The 17,069-nt window shown below is 72.6% G+C and carries 12 protein-coding genes and 1 pseudogene; 8 read left to right on the top strand and 5 right to left on the bottom strand.

Translation table 11 applies throughout. The features are described 5' to 3' along the window. Window positions 1–19 precede the first annotated feature (19 nt). Window positions 20–1,078, top strand: coding sequence for a 3-methyladenine DNA glycosylase (locus KG103_RS18805; protein ID WP_243656367.1), 1,059 nt, complete (start codon window positions 20–22; stop codon window positions 1,076–1,078). A gap of 796 nt (window positions 1,079–1,874) precedes the next feature. On the opposite strand, the gene KG103_RS06145 is transcribed toward KG103_RS18805, so the two are convergent. Next, window positions 1,875–3,467 carry a hypothetical protein gene (locus KG103_RS06145; RefSeq protein WP_207340747.1) on the bottom strand — a complete coding sequence of 531 codons (1,593 nt, stop codon included), beginning with the start codon at window positions 3,465–3,467 and terminating at the stop codon, window positions 1,875–1,877. A 99-nt stretch (window positions 3,468–3,566) separates the two neighbouring features. Between KG103_RS06145 and KG103_RS06140 the strand changes: the two are divergent. Continuing rightward, window positions 3,567–3,851 (top strand): annotated as a pseudogene (locus KG103_RS06140) (3-methyladenine DNA glycosylase); the annotation flags it as partial. Window positions 3,852–3,912: 61 nt separating this feature from the next. Here the strand turns inward: KG103_RS06140 and KG103_RS06135 are convergent. Both KG103_RS06135 and KG103_RS06130 read right to left on the bottom strand, forming a co-directional pair. Beyond that, complete coding sequence (locus KG103_RS06135; protein ID WP_207340748.1) at window positions 3,913–4,578, bottom strand: alpha/beta fold hydrolase; 666 nt, start codon at window positions 4,576–4,578, stop codon at window positions 3,913–3,915. A 29-nt stretch (window positions 4,579–4,607) separates the two neighbouring features. Beyond that, the gene (locus KG103_RS06130) at window positions 4,608–6,938 is read right to left on the bottom strand and encodes a beta-L-arabinofuranosidase domain-containing protein (RefSeq protein ID WP_249670821.1); all 2,331 of its coding nucleotides are present in this window, start codon (window positions 6,936–6,938) and stop codon (window positions 4,608–4,610) included. A gap of 97 nt (window positions 6,939–7,035) precedes the next feature. On the opposite strand from KG103_RS06130, the gene KG103_RS06125 reads away from it, so the two are divergent. The 4 genes from KG103_RS06125 (at window position 7,036) to KG103_RS06110 (ending at window position 11,111) form a co-directional block, all read left to right on the top strand. Next, window positions 7,036–8,049 (top strand): LacI family DNA-binding transcriptional regulator, encoded by a 1,014-nt coding sequence (locus KG103_RS06125; protein WP_207340750.1) that lies wholly within the window; start codon window positions 7,036–7,038, stop codon window positions 8,047–8,049. 70 nt (window positions 8,050–8,119) lie between these two features. Further along, window positions 8,120–8,821 carry a ThuA domain-containing protein gene (locus KG103_RS06120; protein WP_207340751.1) on the top strand — a complete coding sequence of 234 codons (702 nt, stop codon included), beginning with the start codon at window positions 8,120–8,122 and terminating at the stop codon, window positions 8,819–8,821. Then, window positions 8,806–9,942, top strand: a complete 1,137-nt coding sequence (locus tag KG103_RS06115) for a Gfo/Idh/MocA family protein (RefSeq protein WP_207340752.1) — start codon at window positions 8,806–8,808, stop codon at window positions 9,940–9,942. Before KG103_RS06120 ends, KG103_RS06115 begins: the two co-directional genes overlap by 16 nt. A gap of 23 nt (window positions 9,943–9,965) precedes the next feature. After that, window positions 9,966–11,111 carry a Gfo/Idh/MocA family protein gene (locus KG103_RS06110; protein ID WP_207340824.1) on the top strand — a complete coding sequence of 382 codons (1,146 nt, stop codon included), beginning with the start codon at window positions 9,966–9,968 and terminating at the stop codon, window positions 11,109–11,111. A 51-nt stretch (window positions 11,112–11,162) separates the two neighbouring features. Here KG103_RS06110 and rnhA read toward each other — a convergent pair whose 3' ends face one another. Both rnhA and KG103_RS06100 read right to left on the bottom strand, forming a co-directional pair. Continuing rightward, window positions 11,163–11,603, bottom strand: coding sequence for a ribonuclease HI (gene rnhA / locus KG103_RS06105; RefSeq protein WP_207340825.1), 441 nt, complete (start codon window positions 11,601–11,603; stop codon window positions 11,163–11,165). An 84-nt stretch (window positions 11,604–11,687) separates the two neighbouring features. Continuing rightward, the gene (locus tag KG103_RS06100; RefSeq protein WP_207340753.1) at window positions 11,688–13,400 is read right to left on the bottom strand and encodes an AMP-binding protein; all 1,713 of its coding nucleotides are present in this window, start codon (window positions 13,398–13,400) and stop codon (window positions 11,688–11,690) included. Between the two features lie 107 nt (window positions 13,401–13,507). Here KG103_RS06100 and KG103_RS06095 point away from each other — a divergent pair, with 107 nt between their 5' ends. Together KG103_RS06095 and KG103_RS06090 are read left to right on the top strand one after the other, a co-directional pair. Continuing rightward, window positions 13,508–14,335: an aminoglycoside 3'-phosphotransferase gene (locus KG103_RS06095; protein WP_249670820.1), complete on the top strand. Its 828-nt coding sequence runs from the start codon at window positions 13,508–13,510 to the stop codon at window positions 14,333–14,335. Window positions 14,336–14,375: 40 nt separating this feature from the next. Then, entirely contained in the window at window positions 14,376–16,976 is a 2,601-nt protein-coding gene (locus tag KG103_RS06090; RefSeq protein WP_207340754.1) for a DEAD/DEAH box helicase, read from the top strand. The last annotated feature ends 93 nt before the right edge of the window (window positions 16,977–17,069 follow it).

The following is a 17,069-nucleotide window of genomic DNA, read 5'->3' as shown; positions in this document are numbered from 1 at the left end:
GCGGCCCGGACGACGGCAAATGCACGCGACCTACGCTGGGGCGGTGGACCCCCGACCCCACCCGACCGTCACCGTGCTCGACGCGGCGCGGTGGCGTGCCCGCGCCGACGCGCACGCCGCGCGGGCCGACGAGCTCACCGCGGGCCACCGCGCGCGGCGCTCCCGGCACGAGAAGCACGCGATCGAGGACTTCCTGTTCGAGTACTACCCGGCCACCCCCGGGCAGCTGCGTCGGTGGCACCCCGGCGCAGGCGTGGCGCTGGCACCGGAGCCCGACGGACCCGCGCCCCAGGGCGCCTGGCGCTGGTACCGCACCGACGACGACGGCACGGTGTGCCTCGACCTGGCGGCATTCCTCGACGCGCGGGGGGACACCGTGCGGTTCGTCACCGGCCTGCTGGACGCCACCGCGTCCCGGCCCGCGGCGACGGGGTGCTTCGGCCTGCACGAGTGGGCGATGGTCTACCGCGAGCCCGACGGCGAGCACCGGCACTCCCTGCCCCTGCGCCTCGGCGGGGCCGGGACGGACGCGGTGGTGGAGGGGCACCGCATCCGGTGCACCCACGTCGACGCGTTCCGGTTCTTCACCCCCGAGGCCGTCGGGCGCAACACGCTCGTCCCGACGCGTGAGACGCAGACAGCGATGGAGCAGCCCGGCTGCCTGCACGCCAACATGGACCTGCTGGACGGGATTACAGGCACCTCGGAGGCGCCCGAGCCTCCTCCGCTCACGCGCGAGACGCAGATGCTCTACGAGCAGCCCGGCTGCCTCCATGCGGCGATGGACTGCTACAAGTGGGCCCTGAAGTTGGGACCCTTGGTTCCGGGTGACCTACTACTTGACTGCTTCGAGCTCGCGATCGAGATCCGCTACACCGACATGCGGGCCTCGCCGTACGACGTGTCTCCCTACGGGCTGGAACCGATCAAGATTGAGACAGCCGAAGGCAAGCACGAGTATGTCCGCCGCCAACGCGACTACGCCGATCGGTCCAACGACCTCCGGGCCCGCCTATCTGCGCAATGCGCTGCCGCTCGGTCAGCCCCCACATCGGCGAGTCCCAGCCCGACAAAGTGAGCGCCTCACCCCTCTGTGGGCTGCCCACGGGACACAGGCTGTCATCTCTGTGCATCATCCATCCATGACCTGGCTTGGAGAGAACGCTCTCGCACTGCTTGCACTGCTGCTCTCAGGGCTTGCGCTCTGGAGCCAACACCGGCGGCGAATCCGGATCGGCACCGCCATCGTCACAACCGCCGCCCCGGGTCCTGACGGGTCTGTCACCAACTCGTTCTCACTGAAGGTCACCGTGATCAACCATGGGCGACCCGTCACCGTGAGCCCACCGATGCCTGAGCCCGTCGCCGCCATGCAGCCCGGGCAGGTTCTTTCGACCACCTACTCTACAGAGCCGATCGACCTGCGAGTAGGCGTCAAGACTGATCACCCGAGTATGGAGCATCGCCGACTGGAAGATGGCGCGCAGGCCGAATGGTTCTGTCAGGTCCACACTCAATGCAGTGGGCTAATCGACCCGGAAGGCTATCTAGAGATGCGTGTAAAGGTAAATTTGTCTACGGGCAAGACTATCACATCGGACCCCTTCCGCTTCCCAGTAGGACCTCGCTGGAATGCGCCCTCTACGCATTAGGCAGACTAACTCACTTCTCTAGACTCGCTCCAGAAGTCCGTCACAAAACGGACGTACGCGCCTCGGCCTGTGATATCACAACTTTCGACGTCGACGACTCTATTAGTCGAGGCAGTTAGGCGCACAGGAGACAGCGAACGGAAAAGATCGGCGCAGATCGGCCAAACACGATGCGGCGACGCGTCGCGCATTGGCCTACACCTCAACACAAGGAGGGTTGATTCAAACGCGCTTGGCGTAGAACTCACTGAGATCCAGAATCGCCCTCCGGATTGCACGAAGATCCTGCTTTGGGACTTCAATGGGCGAGAGCTTAAAGTACTCGGCGAACTCGTCATTTTCGCCAAAGAGTAGGTCCCCGAGGATTGCGTTCTTAGTTTGAATCAAGTCGACGTACGCGCCGTAATCGATTACCCAGACTTCGTACCGCTCACCTGGGTGATCCTGCGACGAATATCCACGTCGAACTACATGAAGGACGCGTGCATCGAATAGTGAGAGTAGTAGTGGGTCACGGGAGTCTCTCTCGCTTACGAGGAACGCCCGGGCGCGCTTCTGCCGAATCACCTTCTCGATTATCCAGTTCAGCAGACTCTTTGACTCTTCTCGGCTCTCAATAGGGCGCACCTTGTCCGACTGGTACCACGCTCGAGCCGCCTCGCGAACCAAAGGCACAGAGATCTTGGCCTCGCCCGCCTTCCGAGCTGCATCTGCGGCGATGTGAAGCGCATCTCGCGGTACACCCTCGGCGGCTCGCACAAGTTCGTCAAAGGCCCTAGTGTCGGTAAACCCTAGGCGCACGACATCCGAGGTGTCTTTCAGGCCGTCCACCTGCACCACATCGTCCCCGCGCGACGTAAGGTGCTTGAAGAGTAGACCCAGGAAGAACGATCGCGATCGGTCCTCATTAGATTCGAACACCATGAAGTCATCGAGTGTCAATGAACCGCTCATATCGGCACCAAGCTCAATGCCGACCATCTGACCATCTACTTCCTGCCGCCAATTTGCCTGTTGCTCGATCGCCGCAATCTTTACAGTAAATCGCTGCTGAGGCAGTACACACCTGACTAGGAATGCCGCAAGGTATGGCTGCACATCCCTTGGCACACTGGTCCATTCATCGAGCAACAGCCAAACTCTGCGTCGCCCCAAGGCCGTGCCGAGTTCGCGCAATGCCTGTGACAGTTCACTAAAGTTTAGCGCCAAGCGCTCTGATCCGCGCCTCGTCTCGCGAAGCACCGTGCGTTCCGCAGTCTCTCCAGCCGCCTCCACCCGGACCTCAAGCGACGGCGCGGGTGCGAGTTTCCCGGATAGATGCCCGCCCCGCTTCCGTGCTGACGTCGACTCGTCCTCCCGGTCGATTTGGATCTCACCGGCGACCCTCACCGACGTCATGGCCGCCAGCAGTTCATCCATCTTCTCTATCAGTTGCTCATCGTCGAGCATAGAATCATCGGCCATCACCGCGTTTAGCAGCGACTCGCGCATCTGCCCGAGTAAATCCACCAGCAAATTGGCGGCGCGCTCGGTTACGGTGGCCGGCCCTGCGCCCAGGATTCCATCTGGCGAACCAATTGTTCTCAAGTCTAGGTAGACGGCAATATCACCTTCGCCCCTGCGGTGCGCAGCAAGATATGTCAGCGCATGCGTCTTACCGGTGCCGCGCCTACCATTCAAGACCTGGTGGTCGATCGCATCCAAGACATCTGCGATACCGGAATCGACGAAGGTCTCATGCAGATGCACCGACTCGCGCTTCTCTGCGCGCTTTGGTATTTGGTTAAGCGCACGATTGATCGGAGTAAGTGCCATAGGAAGAAACCTATCTCCTGTAGGGCAGCGCACGCTAGAGCCGAATTCGGACACCCGCATCGCCGGTAGTCCAACTGCACCGGAGTGCCGCTCGTGCCCCTGCGCGCCACCAAAGACCTGTACAAGTGGTCGCTCAAGCTCGGCCCGCTGGTCCCCGGTGAGCTGCTGCTCGACTGCTTCGAGCTGGCCCGCGAGATCCGCACCACGGACATGCAGGCCAGCCCCTACGACGTGACGTCGTACGGGCTGGAGCCCGTCGCCGTCGAGACGCCCGAGGGCAAGGCGGAGTACGTGCGCCGCCAGCGGGACCACGCCGAGCGGGCGAACGTGCTGCGCCGCCGGCTCCTGGCGTCGGTCGCCGACGTCCTCACGCCGGCGGGCTGACCCGGACCGGCGGCCGTGAGCGGCAGCGGGCGGCTGCCGTCGTCCCCGGCGTGCCCCGTCCTCAGCCGGCCCAGTGCTCCCGGAGGGCCGCGGACGACCGCGGGTCGTCCTGCACGCGGTGGCCCGCACCGTCGAGGACGAGGTGCTGCGCCCCGAGCGCGACGAGCGCGGCCGCGGTCTCCTCGTAGAGGCGGCTCCACCCACCGGTGACGACCAACGTCCTGACCGGCAGGCCCTGCCGCAGGCCGACGCCCCAGGGTGGTCGCAGCACCCGCAGGCGGGCGACGCGGGCCTCCAGCTCCTCGTCGGGCAGGTCAGGGGGTGGCGTCCCCGTGCCCGCCGCGAACCGCCGCGAGAACTCGTGCGCCGACACGGCCGGGTCGTCGGCGACCGCGAACACGGGCGTCATGGCCGTGATGTGCTCCTCGACCGACGGCGCGCCGCGCGCCAGGTCGAAGCACGCCGGCTCCAGGAGCGCGAGCGACCGGACCAGGGCGGGCTCGGTCTGGGCGGCCAGCACGGCGGCGTTCGCACCGTACGAGTGGGCGACGACGTGCCCACCGCCGCGACCACGGAGCCGGCCGAGAAGACGGCCGGCGTCCCGGGCGGCGTCGTCGGCCGCCCCCTCCCGCGGCAGGAACAGCCAGCCGGGCTCGGCGACCGCCGCCTGCCGGGGCCAGGCGTGGGCGCCTTCCCTGCCTGCTCCGTGCACGAACACGACATCCATGGCAGGCATGATGCCGCACTTCCCGCCGCTCAGGCCGGTGCCGCGAGCAGGTGCAGGGAGACGACGGGCGGCGTCGGCGAGCCCACGGGGTCCGCGACCACGCTCACCTCGCCCGCGCCCGGCACGACCGGCAGGTCCACCGTGCGCAGCCCGCCCGGCGCGCCGACCGCCAGCACCCCCACCTCCTCGTCGCCCCACAGCACGCGGGCACGGCCGGGCTCGGCCAGGTACGTGACCCTCAGGGTGGTGGCGCGCCCGCCCGGGTCGGCCAGGCGGTAGCCGAACCGGTCGCGCGTCGCACGCCAGTGCCGGCCGTCGCGCGCACCGGTCCAGGCGTCGGCACCGCGGAACCCGTGGTCCGTCTCCGGCTGCTGCTGCCCGCACGCCACCGCGTCGAGCGTGCGGGCCGCCAGGCCCAGCTGCTCGTCGTCGAGGGCGGCGAGCGCGGTGCGCCGCGCGGGGACGTCGGCGACGTCGGGGACGACCGGCAGGTAGATCGTGTACCGGGCGTCGTGCAGGGTGGGGAACGGCTCGAGCACCACCGGCCCGTCGGCCCCGCGGTCCAGCACGAAGGTGCCGTCCCCGCGCGGGCGCAGGGCCGCGGCCAGGTCCTCGTCCGACCCGACCAGCAGGGGCGCGGCGGCCAGCGGGCGGAGCGGGCCGTGCGCGACGTGCCCCATGCGGGCGTCGTCGGCGCGCAGGCCCACCAGGTCATCAGCGTCGCCGCGGACGGCAAGCACGACCGGGCCCCACCGCAGCGCGACCCAGCCGTCGTCCCCGGGCAGGCGCTCGGCCGCCGGGCCGGCCAGCAGGCGCCAGGTCACCTGCTCACCGCCGTGCCACGTGCGGCGCACGGTGACGTAGCCCTCGCGCTCGCGCACCGGCGCGACGGGCTCGCCGTCGACCGTCAGCACGACGTCCTCGACCGCCCAGCCCGGGCGGCGCACGTGCAGCGCGAGGTCGGTGGGCGTGCCCACGTCCACGGTGAGCGTCACGTCCGTCGTCGGCGTCGCCGCGGGGTAGTCCGAGGCGAGCCGCACGCGCACACCGCGCTCGGCCCAGTCCAGCGTCGAGGGCACCGGCAGGTTCACCAGCAGCTCGTCGCCGGCACGCGCGTACGCGAGCTCCCCGAGCCGGGCGTACGTCTCCAGCGCCGTGCCCACGCAGCACCACATGCAGGCGTCGCGCGTGGAGTAGACGCGGTAGTGCCCGGGCCGTGCGGGGGTGAAGTACACGAACCCGCCGTCGGGGTGCTGCGCGGACAGGACGTGGTTGACGAGCTGGCGCTCGGCCGCGTCCAGCAGCGTGACGTCGCCCGTCAGCGCGTAGAGCCGCCGCTCGACCTCGAGCATGTTGGCCGTGTTGCACGACTCCGGACCCTCGCGGTGGGTGACGTGGGCGCGGGCGTCGGGCGTGAAGTGCTCCGCCACCGAGTTGCCGCCGAACGCGAGCGTGCGGTGCGCCAGGACGGTCCGGACGAACGCCGCCGCGGCATCCGCCTCCCCGATCGCCGGCCACCCGACGACCTTGGCGACCTGCGTGTTGGCGTGCAGGCCGTCGAGCGCGTCACGGCCCTCGCGCAGGGGGGCCAGCAGCGACGCGTCGGCGAACCGGCGCGCGAGCGCGGCGTACCGCGGGTCGCCCGTGAGCTCGGCCAGGTCGCCGTACGCCTCGCACATGCCGCCGAACTCCGTGCGCAGCATGCGCGCGAACGCGGCGTCGTCGAGGCGGTCGGACAGCGCGACGCCCCAGTCCCCCAGCCGGACGGCGGCGGCGCGCGCCCGGGCGGCGGCGTCCACCGGGCCGTACCGGGCCGCGTCGATCAGCCCGGCGTACGTCTTGTGGACGTTGTACCAGGGCACCCACGCACCCCCGAGGTCGAACGTGCCGGCCTGCGCACCACCCGACGCGACCGACTCCCACAGCGCCACGCCGCCGGGCACGCCGCCGACGTAGCCGGTGCCGAGCGCGTCCTGGCAGGCGACGAGCCCGTCGACGAGCGACCGGGCCAGGTCGGCCGCGCGCTCGTCGCCCGTCGCCGCCCACTGCAGGGCCGCCGCGGACAGGGCGTGCCCGCCGATGTGCCCGTCGAGCCCGATGGACTCCCAGCTGCCGTACGGCTCGGCTCGCGTCGGCAGGCCGGCCTCCCGCCGGAAGGGTGCCAGGAGGCGGTCGGCATCCAGGCCGACGAGGTAGCGCAGGGCCGTGCGCTGGGCCGCGGCGAACGGCCCGTCCGTGAGCCGCACGGCGGTCAGCGGGAACGGCACGACGGCCGGCGTGCCGCCGGACGGCGCCACCGACGACGGTGCACCGGGCGCAGGCGGGGGCGGGACGGGGGACGACGCGGCGACGGTGCTCACGGCCACAGCCTGGCACCCCGTCCCCGGTACGCACGAGTCCGGGAGATCGATTTCACGCATGCCCCCCGACGCCGCGCGCCCGTGGCAGCATGCCCCCATGAGCACGCACGCCCGCCCGACGCTGCTGGACGTGGCGCACGCCGCCGGCGTCTCGCGCGCCACGGCGTCGCGCGCGCTCGCCGGGCGGTCGAGCGTGGACCCGGTGCTCGCGCAGCGCGTGCGGGACGCGGCGGACGCGCTCGACTACCGCACCAACAGCGCGGCCCGCGCCCTGCGCAGCGGCGCGACCGGCTCGGTGGCCGTGGTGGCTCCCAGCAGCGAGCTCGAGGGGCAGGGCGGGCCGTTCGTCGGCGCGCCCCTGCGGGGGGCCACGGCCGTGCTGTTCGCGCGGTCCGTGCAGCCGGTCCTGCTCCTCGACGACGGGCGTGACCGCGCCCCGCTGCTGCGGTACCTGGCGGGCGGGCACGTCGACGCGGCGGTCGTCGTGCTCCAGCGCGAGTCGGAGCCCCTCTTCGCCGAGCTGGGCCCGCTGCCCGTGCCCGTCGTCTTCGTCGGCCGCCCCACCGCCGCCATGGACGACGCCCTGACCTCGGTGGACAGCGACAACTACGGCGGCGGCCGGATCGCGGCACGCGCGCTGCTGGAGGCCGGACGGCGGCGGCTGGCCACCATCGCCGGCCCCGGAGGCTACGCCCCCGCCGACGACCGCACCCGCGGGTTCCGGGACGAGCTGGCCGCATGGGGCGTCGCACCCGGGCCCGTGGTCCACGGGTCGTTCTCCATGTCGTCGGGGGCGTCGGCCGCGGCGTCGGTGCTGCGCCGTGACCCGCACGTGGACGGCGTGTTCGCGGGCTCCGACCTCATGGCGCTCGGTGCGCTGCGCGTGCTGGAGGCCGGGGGCCGCCGGGTGCCGGACGACGTCTCCGTCGTCGGGTTCGACGACACCGTGGTGGCGCAGACGTGCGACCCGCCGCTGACGTCGGTGCGCCAGCCGCTGCGCGAGCTCGGTGAGCGCGCGGCCGAGCTGGTGCTGGACACGCTGGACGACCCGACCGCGCCCGCGCAGCACGTGCTGCTGCCCACGACGCTCACGGTGCGCGAGTCCGTCTGACCCCCTGGCCAGGGGCGACCGCACGGGGTAGCGTCCTGAGAGATCGATCTCTCACCGATGCGAGATCCCCATGGGAAGGCTCCACGTGAAGCAGGCTCTGGTGGTCCGGGGCGGCTGGGACGGGCACGCGCCCGTCGCCGCGACGGACATGTTCATCCCCCACCTCGAGGCGACGGGGCACGCCGTCCGCGTCGTCGACACCCCCGAGGTGTACGTCGAGGACGCGATGGCCGACGTCGACCTGATCGTGCAGTGCTACACGATGGGCGAGGCGTCCGGCGAGGCCGTGGCCGGGCTCCGCAGGGCCGTCGCGGCCGGCACCGGCCTGGTCGGCTGGCACGGCGGCATCGCCGACTCGTTCCGCAACAGCTCCGACTACCTGCAGCTCATCGGCGGGCAGTTCGCCACGCACCCGTCCAAGCACCCCGACGAGTGCCACGGCGACCAGTCGGACAACTACCTGCCCTACACGGTCGACATGCTCCCGGCCGCCGCCGACCACCCGGTCACCGCGGGGATCGAGTCGTTCGAGCTCACCACCGAGCAGTACTGGGTGCTCACGGACGACCTCAACGACGTCCTGGCCACCACCACGCACCCCGCACCGCCGTGGCACCCCTGGCACCGCACCATCACCTGCCCGGCCGTCTGGACGCGGCAGTGGGGCGCGGGCCGCATCTGCGTCGTCACGCCCGGCCACAGCGTCGACGTGCTCGAGCACCCCAGCGTCCGCACGATGATCGAGAGGAGCATGGTGTGGGCGAGCCGCTGAGGGTCGGCGTCGTCGGCTGCGGCGTCATCTCGAACGCCTACCTGACGACCGCCGCGACCGCGCCGGACCTCGAGATCGTCGCCGTCGCCGACCTGGACCGCGCCCGCGCGGACACGACCGCGCAGCGCCACGGCGTCCGCGCGCTCGACCTGCCGGACCTGCTCGCGCACGACGACGTCGAGTGGGTCCTGGACCTGACGACACCCGCGGCGCACGAGGAGGTCGCGCTGGCGGCCATCTCGCACGGGCGGTCGGTCTACAACGAGAAGCCGTTCTGCGCGACGGTCGAGCAGGCGCAGCGCGTCCTCGACGCGGCCACGGCGGCCGGCGTCGCCCTGGGCGGGGCGCCCGACACCGTGCTCGGCACCGGGGTGCAGACGGCACGTCGCGTGGTCGAGTCCGGCGCCCTCGGCCGGCCCGTCGCCGCCACGGCCACCATGGCCTGCGGCGGTCACGAGGCGTGGCACCCGCAGCCGGACTTCTACTACGCACCCGGCGGCGGGCCGCTGCTCGACATGGGCCCGTACTACCTGACGACGCTCGTGCACCTGCTCGGCCCGGTCACCGCGGTGCAGGGCGTGGCGACCCGGCCGCGCACCCACCGCACCATCGGCCAGGGGCCCCGCGCCGGCGAGCAGGTGCCCGTGGACGTCGCGACGCACGTGACCGCGCTCGTCGAGCACGCGTCGGGGGCCGTGACCACGCTGGTCATGAGCTTCGACGCCCCGGCGTCCCTCGCCCGCCCGATCGAGGTGCACGGCGAGCAGGGGTCGCTGCTGGTCCCCGACCCCAACCGGTTCGACGGCGACGTGCAGGTGCACGCGCGCGGCGACCAGTGGCGCACGGTGCCGCCGTCGGCCGGCTACACGAACGCGGGACGGGGCGCCGGGCTGGTGGACGCCGCCCGCAGCACCGACCGGCGCACCACGCGCGCGTCGGCGGACGTCGCGCTGCACGTGCTCGACACCATGCAGACGGTGCTGCGTGCCGCCGACACCGGCACCCGCCTGCCCGTCGCCAGCACCTGCGTGATCCCGTCCCTCGTCCCGCTCGCGGACCTGACCACCCCGGGGAGCCCCGACATGACCACACCCGCACCCAGCGCCCGGGCTGCCTCGTGACCGCCGGCCGGCTCGGCGTCGGCATGGTCGGCCACGCGTTCATGGGCCTGGCCCACTCGCACGCCTGGCAGACCGCGCCCCGGTTCTTCGACCTGCCGCTGCGACACGACCTCGCGGTCGTCGCCGGGCGCGACGCGCAGCGCACCGCGGCGGCCGCCGAGCGGCTCGGCTGGCGCTCGTCCACGACCGACTGGCGCACGCTGCTCGACCGCGACGACGTCGACCTGGTCGACATCTGCACGCCGGGCGACACGCACGCGGAGATCGCGATCGCCGCGCTCGAGGCGGGCAAGCACGTGCTGTGCGAGAAGCCGCTGGCCAACTCGGTCGCGGAGGCCGAGGCGATGGTGGCCGCGGCCGCGGCCGCGCCCGGCCAGGTCGCGATGGTCGGGTACTCCTACCGCCGTGTGCCCGCGATCGCGCTGGCCCGGCGGCTGGTCGCCGAGGGACGCATCGGCACCGTCCGGCACGCGCGCGGACTGTACCTGCAGGACTGGCTGTCCGACCCCGCGACGCCGCTGTCGTGGCGGCTCGACAAGGCCACGGCCGGGTCGGGGTCGCTCGGCGACATCGGCGCCCACGTGATCGACCTCGTGCAGTTCGTCACGGGCGAGACCCTGACGGGCGTGTCGGCGCAGCTCGCGACGTTCGTCACCGAGCGGCCGGTCGCAGCGGAGTTCGGCGGGCTGTCGGGGGTCGGGGACGCGAGCGGCGCGACCGGTCCGGTCACGGTCGACGACGCGGCGGTGTTCACCTCACGCCTGTCCGGCGGCGGGCTCGCGCTGTTCGAGGCGACCCGGTTCGCGCTGGGGCGGCGCAACGCCATCCGCGTCGAGATCAACGGCACCGAGGGCTCGCTCGCGTTCGACTTCGAGGACATGAACGTCCTGCACGTGTACGACGCGCACGACCCGGCGGGCCTGCAGGGCTTCCGGCGCGTGTACGTCACCGAGCCCGAGCACCCGTACACGGGGAGCTGGTGGCCCACCGGCCACGGCCTGGGCTACGAGCACGCGTTCACGCACCAGGTCGTCGACCTCGTCGAGGGCATCGCCGCCGGCACGCACCCGGCGCCGACCTTCGCGGACGGCCTGCAGGTGCAGCGCGTGCTCGACGCGGTCGAGCGTTCGGCCGCCGACGACTGCCGCTGGACGCCCGTCGGGCCGTGACGGGACCCGCGGGAGCCACCCGGCCCCGCGGCGGGGCAGGACGGCGGCCGGTCAGCGACCGACCGCCGCCCCCGCCCGCACGTCGTCCACGCCACGGTTGGCCAACGCGTCCGCGCGCTCGTTGCCCGGGTCCCCGGCGTGGCCCTTCACCCAGACCCACGTGACGTGGTGGCGCTGCACCTCGGTGTCGAGGGCCTGCCACAGCTCCTTGTTCTTCACGGGCTTCTTGTCACCGGTGAGCCAGCCGTTGCGCTTCCACCCCGGCAGCCACTTGGTCAGCCCGTTCATGACGTACGTCGAGTCGACGTGCAGCGTCACCAGGCACGGCCGCCTGAGCGCACGCAGGCCCTCGATGACGGCCGAGAGCTCCATGCGGTTGTTCGTGGTCGCGGCCTCGCCGCCCCACAGCTCCTTCTCCTGGTCGCCGAACCGCATCCAGGCCCCCCACCCCCCGACGCCGGGGTTGCCCTTGCAGGCGCCGTCGGTCCACATCTCCACGCGGGGCAGGTCGTCGGTCTCGCTCACGCGGACACGGTACTTCGCCGCGCGGCGGCGCGGCGCTCGGCGGTGCGGTGCTCAGCCCTCGCGGGAGGACTTGTCGGTCACCTGCTCGCGGACCACGCGGCGCAGCACCTTGCCGACCTGCGAGCGGGGCAGGTCCTTGAGCACGACGAGGCGACGCGGCAGGGCGTACCGCGCCAGGCGCGTCTCGCACCACTCCCGGACGGCCGCGAGGTCGATGCCCGCGCCGGAGCCGTCCTCGTGGAGCACGACGGCCGCGACCACGTGCTCACCCATGTCGCCCGCCGGCTCCCCGACGACCGCGACGTCGAGCACGCCCGGCATGCCGCGCAGGTGGTCCTCGACCTGGGAGGGGTACACCTTGAAGCCGCCGGTGACGATCATCTCCTTCATGCGGTCGACGAGGACGACCATGCCGTCGTCGTCGACGCGCACGACGTCACCGGTGCGCAGCCATCCGCCCTCGAGCAGCTGGTGCGCCGTCTCGTCGGGGCGCTGCCAGTAGCCCTGGAACACCTGCGGCCCGGAGATCAGCAGCTCACCCTGCTCGCCCGGCGGGACGTCGCGCGTCGGGTCCTCCTGGTCGACCACGCGGATGCGGGTGGACGGGAACGGCAGACCGAGGGACCCCGGACGTCGGTCGCGGCTCAACGGGTTGCCGAGCGCGACGGGCGAGGTCTCGGTCATGCCGTAGCCCTCGGAGACGATGCCGCCGGTGACCCGCTCCCAGCGCTCGGCCGTGGCGCGCGGCAGCGCCATCGCCCCGCTGATCGAGTACCGGAAGGACGTCAGGTCGGCGCCGGTCTCCTCGGCCGCCGCGGCCAGCCGGTCGAGCATCGGGGGCACGGCCGGGATGAACGTGCCCGGGCGGCGGCGCTGGGCCGCCAGCACACGTGCCGGGTCGAACGACGGCAGGACGACCAGGGTCGCGGCGATCCGCACGGCGTACGTGAGGCACAGCGTCAGGCCGAAGGCGTGGAAGAACGGCAGGACGCCGTAGACGACCTCGGTGCCGGGCTCGTGCTGCGTCCAGGTCTGGCCCTGCAGCGCGTTGGCGACGAGGTTGCGGTGGCTGAGGACGGCGGCCTTGGGTGTGCCGGTGGTGCCGCCGGTGTACTGCAGCAGCGCGGTGTCCGACGCCACGGGTGCCTCGGACGGCCGCAGCGGCTCCGCGGCCGCGACCAGGCGGTGCCAGTGCGGGACGCCGGCGGGCACGGGCCCGCGCATCGCCGCACGCGTGGTGCGCGCCTTGGCGACGGGCAGCTTCAGCGCCCAGCGCGCGGTGCGCGGCAGGTCGGCCGAGAGGTCGACGGCCACGACGTGACGCAGCTCCGTGCGGTCCTGGGCCTCGAGGACCCGCGGCACGGCCTGCTCCCAGACGATCGCCACGGTGGCCCCGGAGTCGGCCAGCTGGTGCGCCAGCTCGTCCGACGTGTAGGTGGGGTTGTGCTCCACGACGACGGCGCCGAGGCGCAGGACCGACCAGAAGGCGACGATGTGCGACGTGCAGTTGGGCATGACGAGGGCGACCCGGTCCCCCGCGCGTACGCCGAGGTCGTGCAGGACGCGGGTGCCGCGGTCGACCTGGGCGCCGAGCTGGCGGTACGTGGTGGCCTGACCCAGGAAGTCGACGGCGACGCGGTCCGGGTGGTCACGCATGACGCGGTCGAGCGTCGCCGTGAGCGGCTCGTCGGGGATCTCGATGTCGCGGGGCACACCCTGCGGCCAGGCGGCAGGCAGGTCAACGGGCGCGGAGGGAGACGTCACTACGCCACGGTAACTTACGTGACCGTAGGTTACCGTGACGTACGTCCCCCGACGACGAAGATCACGCCCCTCCCCGAGCGCGTCCCGGAGCGTGGCAGGATCGCCGGGTGCCCGACGTCGCCACCGGACCGGTCGTCCCTCCCGAGATCCCCAGCGGCCTGCCCGGCGAGGAGGTGCCCGTCCCCGACGCGGTGACGCGGATCGCCGGCGGCGCACCCGTCGAGGCGGTGTGGGTCAACGCCGTCGGCGGCGTGACGTTCCGCGTCGGTGACGACCGGTACGTGAAGTGGGCACCCGTCGGCGTGCCGGAGCTGGACCTCGCGGCCGAGGCCCTGCGCCTCACGTGGGCGCGGCAGCTCACCCCCGTCCCGGAGGTCCTCGACCTGGGTGCCGACGACGCGGGCACCTGGCTCGTCACCGCGGCGATCGACGCCCGCAGCGCCGTCGTCCCCCCGTGGTCGTCGCGCCCGGCGCAGGCCGCCGCGGCCATCGGCGAGGGCCTGCGTGCCCTGCACGACGCCCTGCCCGTGGGCGACTGCCCCTTCGACTGGTCGGCACGGTCCCGCGTCGAGCGCGCCCTGGAGCACCTCGCCGCCGGCGACACCCCTGCCGGGTGGTCCCCGGAGCACCGTCACCTGAGCGCCGACGAGGCCCGCGCGCGGCTCCTGGACGTGCCACCCGTGGACCGGCTCGTCGTCTGCCACGCCGACGCCTGCGCACCGAACACCCTGATCGGCGACGACGGGCGCTGGGCCGCGCACGTCGACCTGGGCCGCCTCGGCGTCGCCGACCGCTGGGCCGACCTCGCGGTCGCCGCGTGGAGCACCGGCTGGAACTACGGCCCCGGGTACGACACCACGGTCTACGAGGCCTACGGCGTCGAGCCGGACGACGACCGCATCGCGTACTACCGGCTGCTGTGGGACGCCTCCTGACGCACGGCACGGCGCCCGGCGGGCGTGCGAGGATCGCCCGGTGCCCTCCCCCGACGTCACCCTGACCGACCGCCTGCCCACCGGTGACGCCGCGCACGACCCCGACGCGCTGTACGAGGTGTTCACCGCCTGGGCCGCGGACCAGGGCCTGACCCTGTACCCGCACCAGGAGGAGGCGCTGCTCGAGCTGCTGACGGGCGCGCACGTCATCCTGTCGACGCCGACCGGCTCCGGGAAGTCCCTGGCGGGCGTCGCCGCCCACGCGGTCGCGCTCGCCCAGGGCCGCCGCTCGTACTACACCGCGCCGATCAAGGCGCTGGTCAGCGAGAAGTTCTTCGCGCTCGTCGACGTGTTCGGCTCCGCCAACGTCGGCATGGTCACGGGCGACTCCGCCATCAACGCCGACGCGCCCATCGTGTGCTGCACGGCCGAGATCCTCGCCAACCAGGCCCTGCGCGACGGCCCGGACGCCGACGTCGGCCTCGTCGTGATGGACGAGTTCCACTACTACGCCGACCCGCAGCGCGGCTGGGCGTGGCAGGTGCCGCTGCTGGAGCTGACGCGCACCCAGTTCCTGCTGATGTCCGCCACGCTCGGCGACGTCTCGTTCTTCGTCGAGGACCTCACCCGGCGCACCGGGCGCGAGGTCGCCGTCGTCGCCAACACCGAGCGGCCCGTGCCCCTGACGTTCGCGTACTCGGTGGAGCCGCTGCACGAGCTGCTCGACGAGCTGGTCACCACCCGGCGCTCCCCGGTGTACGTCGTGCACTTCACGCAGAAGGAGGCCGTCGAGCGGGCGCAGTCGCTGCTGTCGACGCCCCTGGCGAGCCGCGAGCAGCGCGACGCGATCGCCGCCGAGCTCGGCGGCTTCCGGTTCGGCCCCGGGTTCGGCAAGACCCTGTCGCGGCTGCTGCGCCACGGCGTCGGCGTGCACCACGCGGGGATGCTGCCCAAGTACCGCCGCGTCGTCGAGCGCCTCACGCAGAAGGGCCTGCTGCCCGTCGTGTGCGGCACCGACACCCTGGGTGTCGGCATCAACGTGCCCATCCGCACGGTCGTGCTCACGAGCCTGGTGAAGTACGACGGCGTGCGGATGCGGCACCTCACGGCGCGCGAGTTCCACCAGATCGCCGGCCGCGCCGGGCGCGCCGGGTTCGACACCGTCGGCGAGGTCGTCGTGCAGGCGCCCGACCACGTCATCGAGAACCGCAAGGCCCTGGCCAAGGCCGGGGACGACCCGCGGAAGCAGAAGAAGATCGTCCGCAAGCAGGCGCCGAGCGGGCACGTGAACTGGACCGACAAGACGTTCGAGCGGCTGCGCGACGCCCCGCCCGAGCCGCTGACGTCGAGCTTCCAGGTGTCGCACGCGATGGTCCTGCACGTGCTGCAGCGCGGCCGCGACGGCCGTGGCGACCCGGTGGCCGTCATGACGCACCTGCTCACCGACAACCACGAGCCGGCGGGCGCGCGGTCACGCCACGTGCGACGCGCCGTCGACGTCTACCGGTCGCTGCGCGCCGGGGGCGTCGTGGAGCGCCCGTGGGTCGACGACCCCGCGGCGCCCGGCGGACGCCGTCGCACCGTGCGGCTCGTGGCGGACCTGCCCGCGACCTTCGCGCTCGACCAGGCGCTCTCGCCGTTCGCGTACGCCGCGCTGGACCTGCTCGACCCGCAGGACCCGGGCTACGCGCACGACGTCGTCTCCGTCATCGAGGCCACCCTGGACGACCCGCGCCAGGTGCTCGCCGCGCAGGAGAACAAGGCCCGCGGCGAGGCCGTGGCGGCGATGAAGGCCGAGGGCCTGGAGTACGACGAGCGGATGGCGCTGCTCGAGGGGGTCACGTACCCCCGCCCCCTGGCGGAGCTGCTGGAGGCCACGTTCGCGACGTACCGGCGCACCAACCCGTGGGTCGCCGACCTCACGCTGTCCCCCAAGTCCGTGGTCCGCGAGATGCACGAGCGCGCCGCGACGTTCGCCGAGTACGTGCAGCTGTACTCGCTGGACCGCACCGAGGGCGTGCTGCTGCGCTACCTGGCCGACGCCTACCGTGCGTTGCGCCGCACGGTCCCGGAGGACCGCCGCACCGAGGAGCTCGAGGAGCTCATCGCGTGGCTCGGGGACCTGGTGCGCCGCACGGACTCCAGCCTGCTCGACGAGTGGGAGCGGCTGTCCGACCCGGACGCCGCGCTGGAGGCGGACGACGCGGACTCCGAGGACGCCCCGCCGCCGCCCGTCACCGCCGACCCGCGGGTGTTCCGGGCGCTCGTGCGCGGCGCGCTGTTCCGGCGCGTCGAGCTCGCCGCCCGCGAGCGCTGGGGTGCGCTCGCCGCACTCGGTGACGTCGACGCCGAGGGCGCGCCGTGGGACGCCGACCGCTGGGCCGACGCGATCGAGCCCTACTTCGACGACCACGACGAGATCGGGACGGGCCCGGCCGCCCGCGGGCCGGGCCTGTTCCAGGTGACGCCGGGCACCGCCGCGGACGCGCACGGACCCGCCGCCGGCACGTGGCACGTCCGCCAGGTCCTCGACGACCCGGCGGGCGACCACGACTGGCGCATCGACGCCCTCGTCGACCTCGCCGCGTCCGACGAGGCGGGCGAGGTCCGCCTGCGCGTCCTCGACGTCGGGCCGCTCTGAGACGCACCGGTCGGCGGTCCGGTGCTCCGTCGGCACAGGTCAGGGCGGATCAGGGCCGGGTCAGGGCAGGCTGTCCTGCGGTGACATCCCCGG

The organism is Cellulomonas wangleii (assembly GCF_018388445.1).
GTDB lineage: Bacteria > Actinomycetota > Actinomycetes > Actinomycetales > Cellulomonadaceae > Cellulomonas > Cellulomonas wangleii.
This window is presented reverse-complemented; position numbering and strand designations above follow the sequence as displayed.

Excerpts from the sequence above, each read along its gene's own strand:
- KG103_RS18805 (WP_243656367.1), top strand. The coding sequence starts at position 20 with ATGCACGCGACCTACGCTGGGGCGGTGGACCCCCGACCCCACCCGACC.
- KG103_RS06145 (WP_207340747.1), bottom strand. The coding sequence starts at position 3,467 with ATGGCACTTACTCCGATCAATCGTGCGCTTAACCAAATACCAAAGCGC.
- KG103_RS06135 (WP_207340748.1), bottom strand. The coding sequence starts at position 4,578 with ATGGATGTCGTGTTCGTGCACGGAGCAGGCAGGGAAGGCGCCCACGCC.
- KG103_RS06125 (WP_207340750.1), top strand. The coding sequence starts at position 7,036 with ATGAGCACGCACGCCCGCCCGACGCTGCTGGACGTGGCGCACGCCGCC.
- KG103_RS06120 (WP_207340751.1), top strand. The coding sequence starts at position 8,120 with ATGGGAAGGCTCCACGTGAAGCAGGCTCTGGTGGTCCGGGGCGGCTGG.
- KG103_RS06110 (WP_207340824.1), top strand. The coding sequence starts at position 9,966 with ATGGTCGGCCACGCGTTCATGGGCCTGGCCCACTCGCACGCCTGGCAG.
- rnhA (WP_207340825.1), bottom strand. The coding sequence starts at position 11,603 with ATGTGGACCGACGGCGCCTGCAAGGGCAACCCCGGCGTCGGGGGGTGG.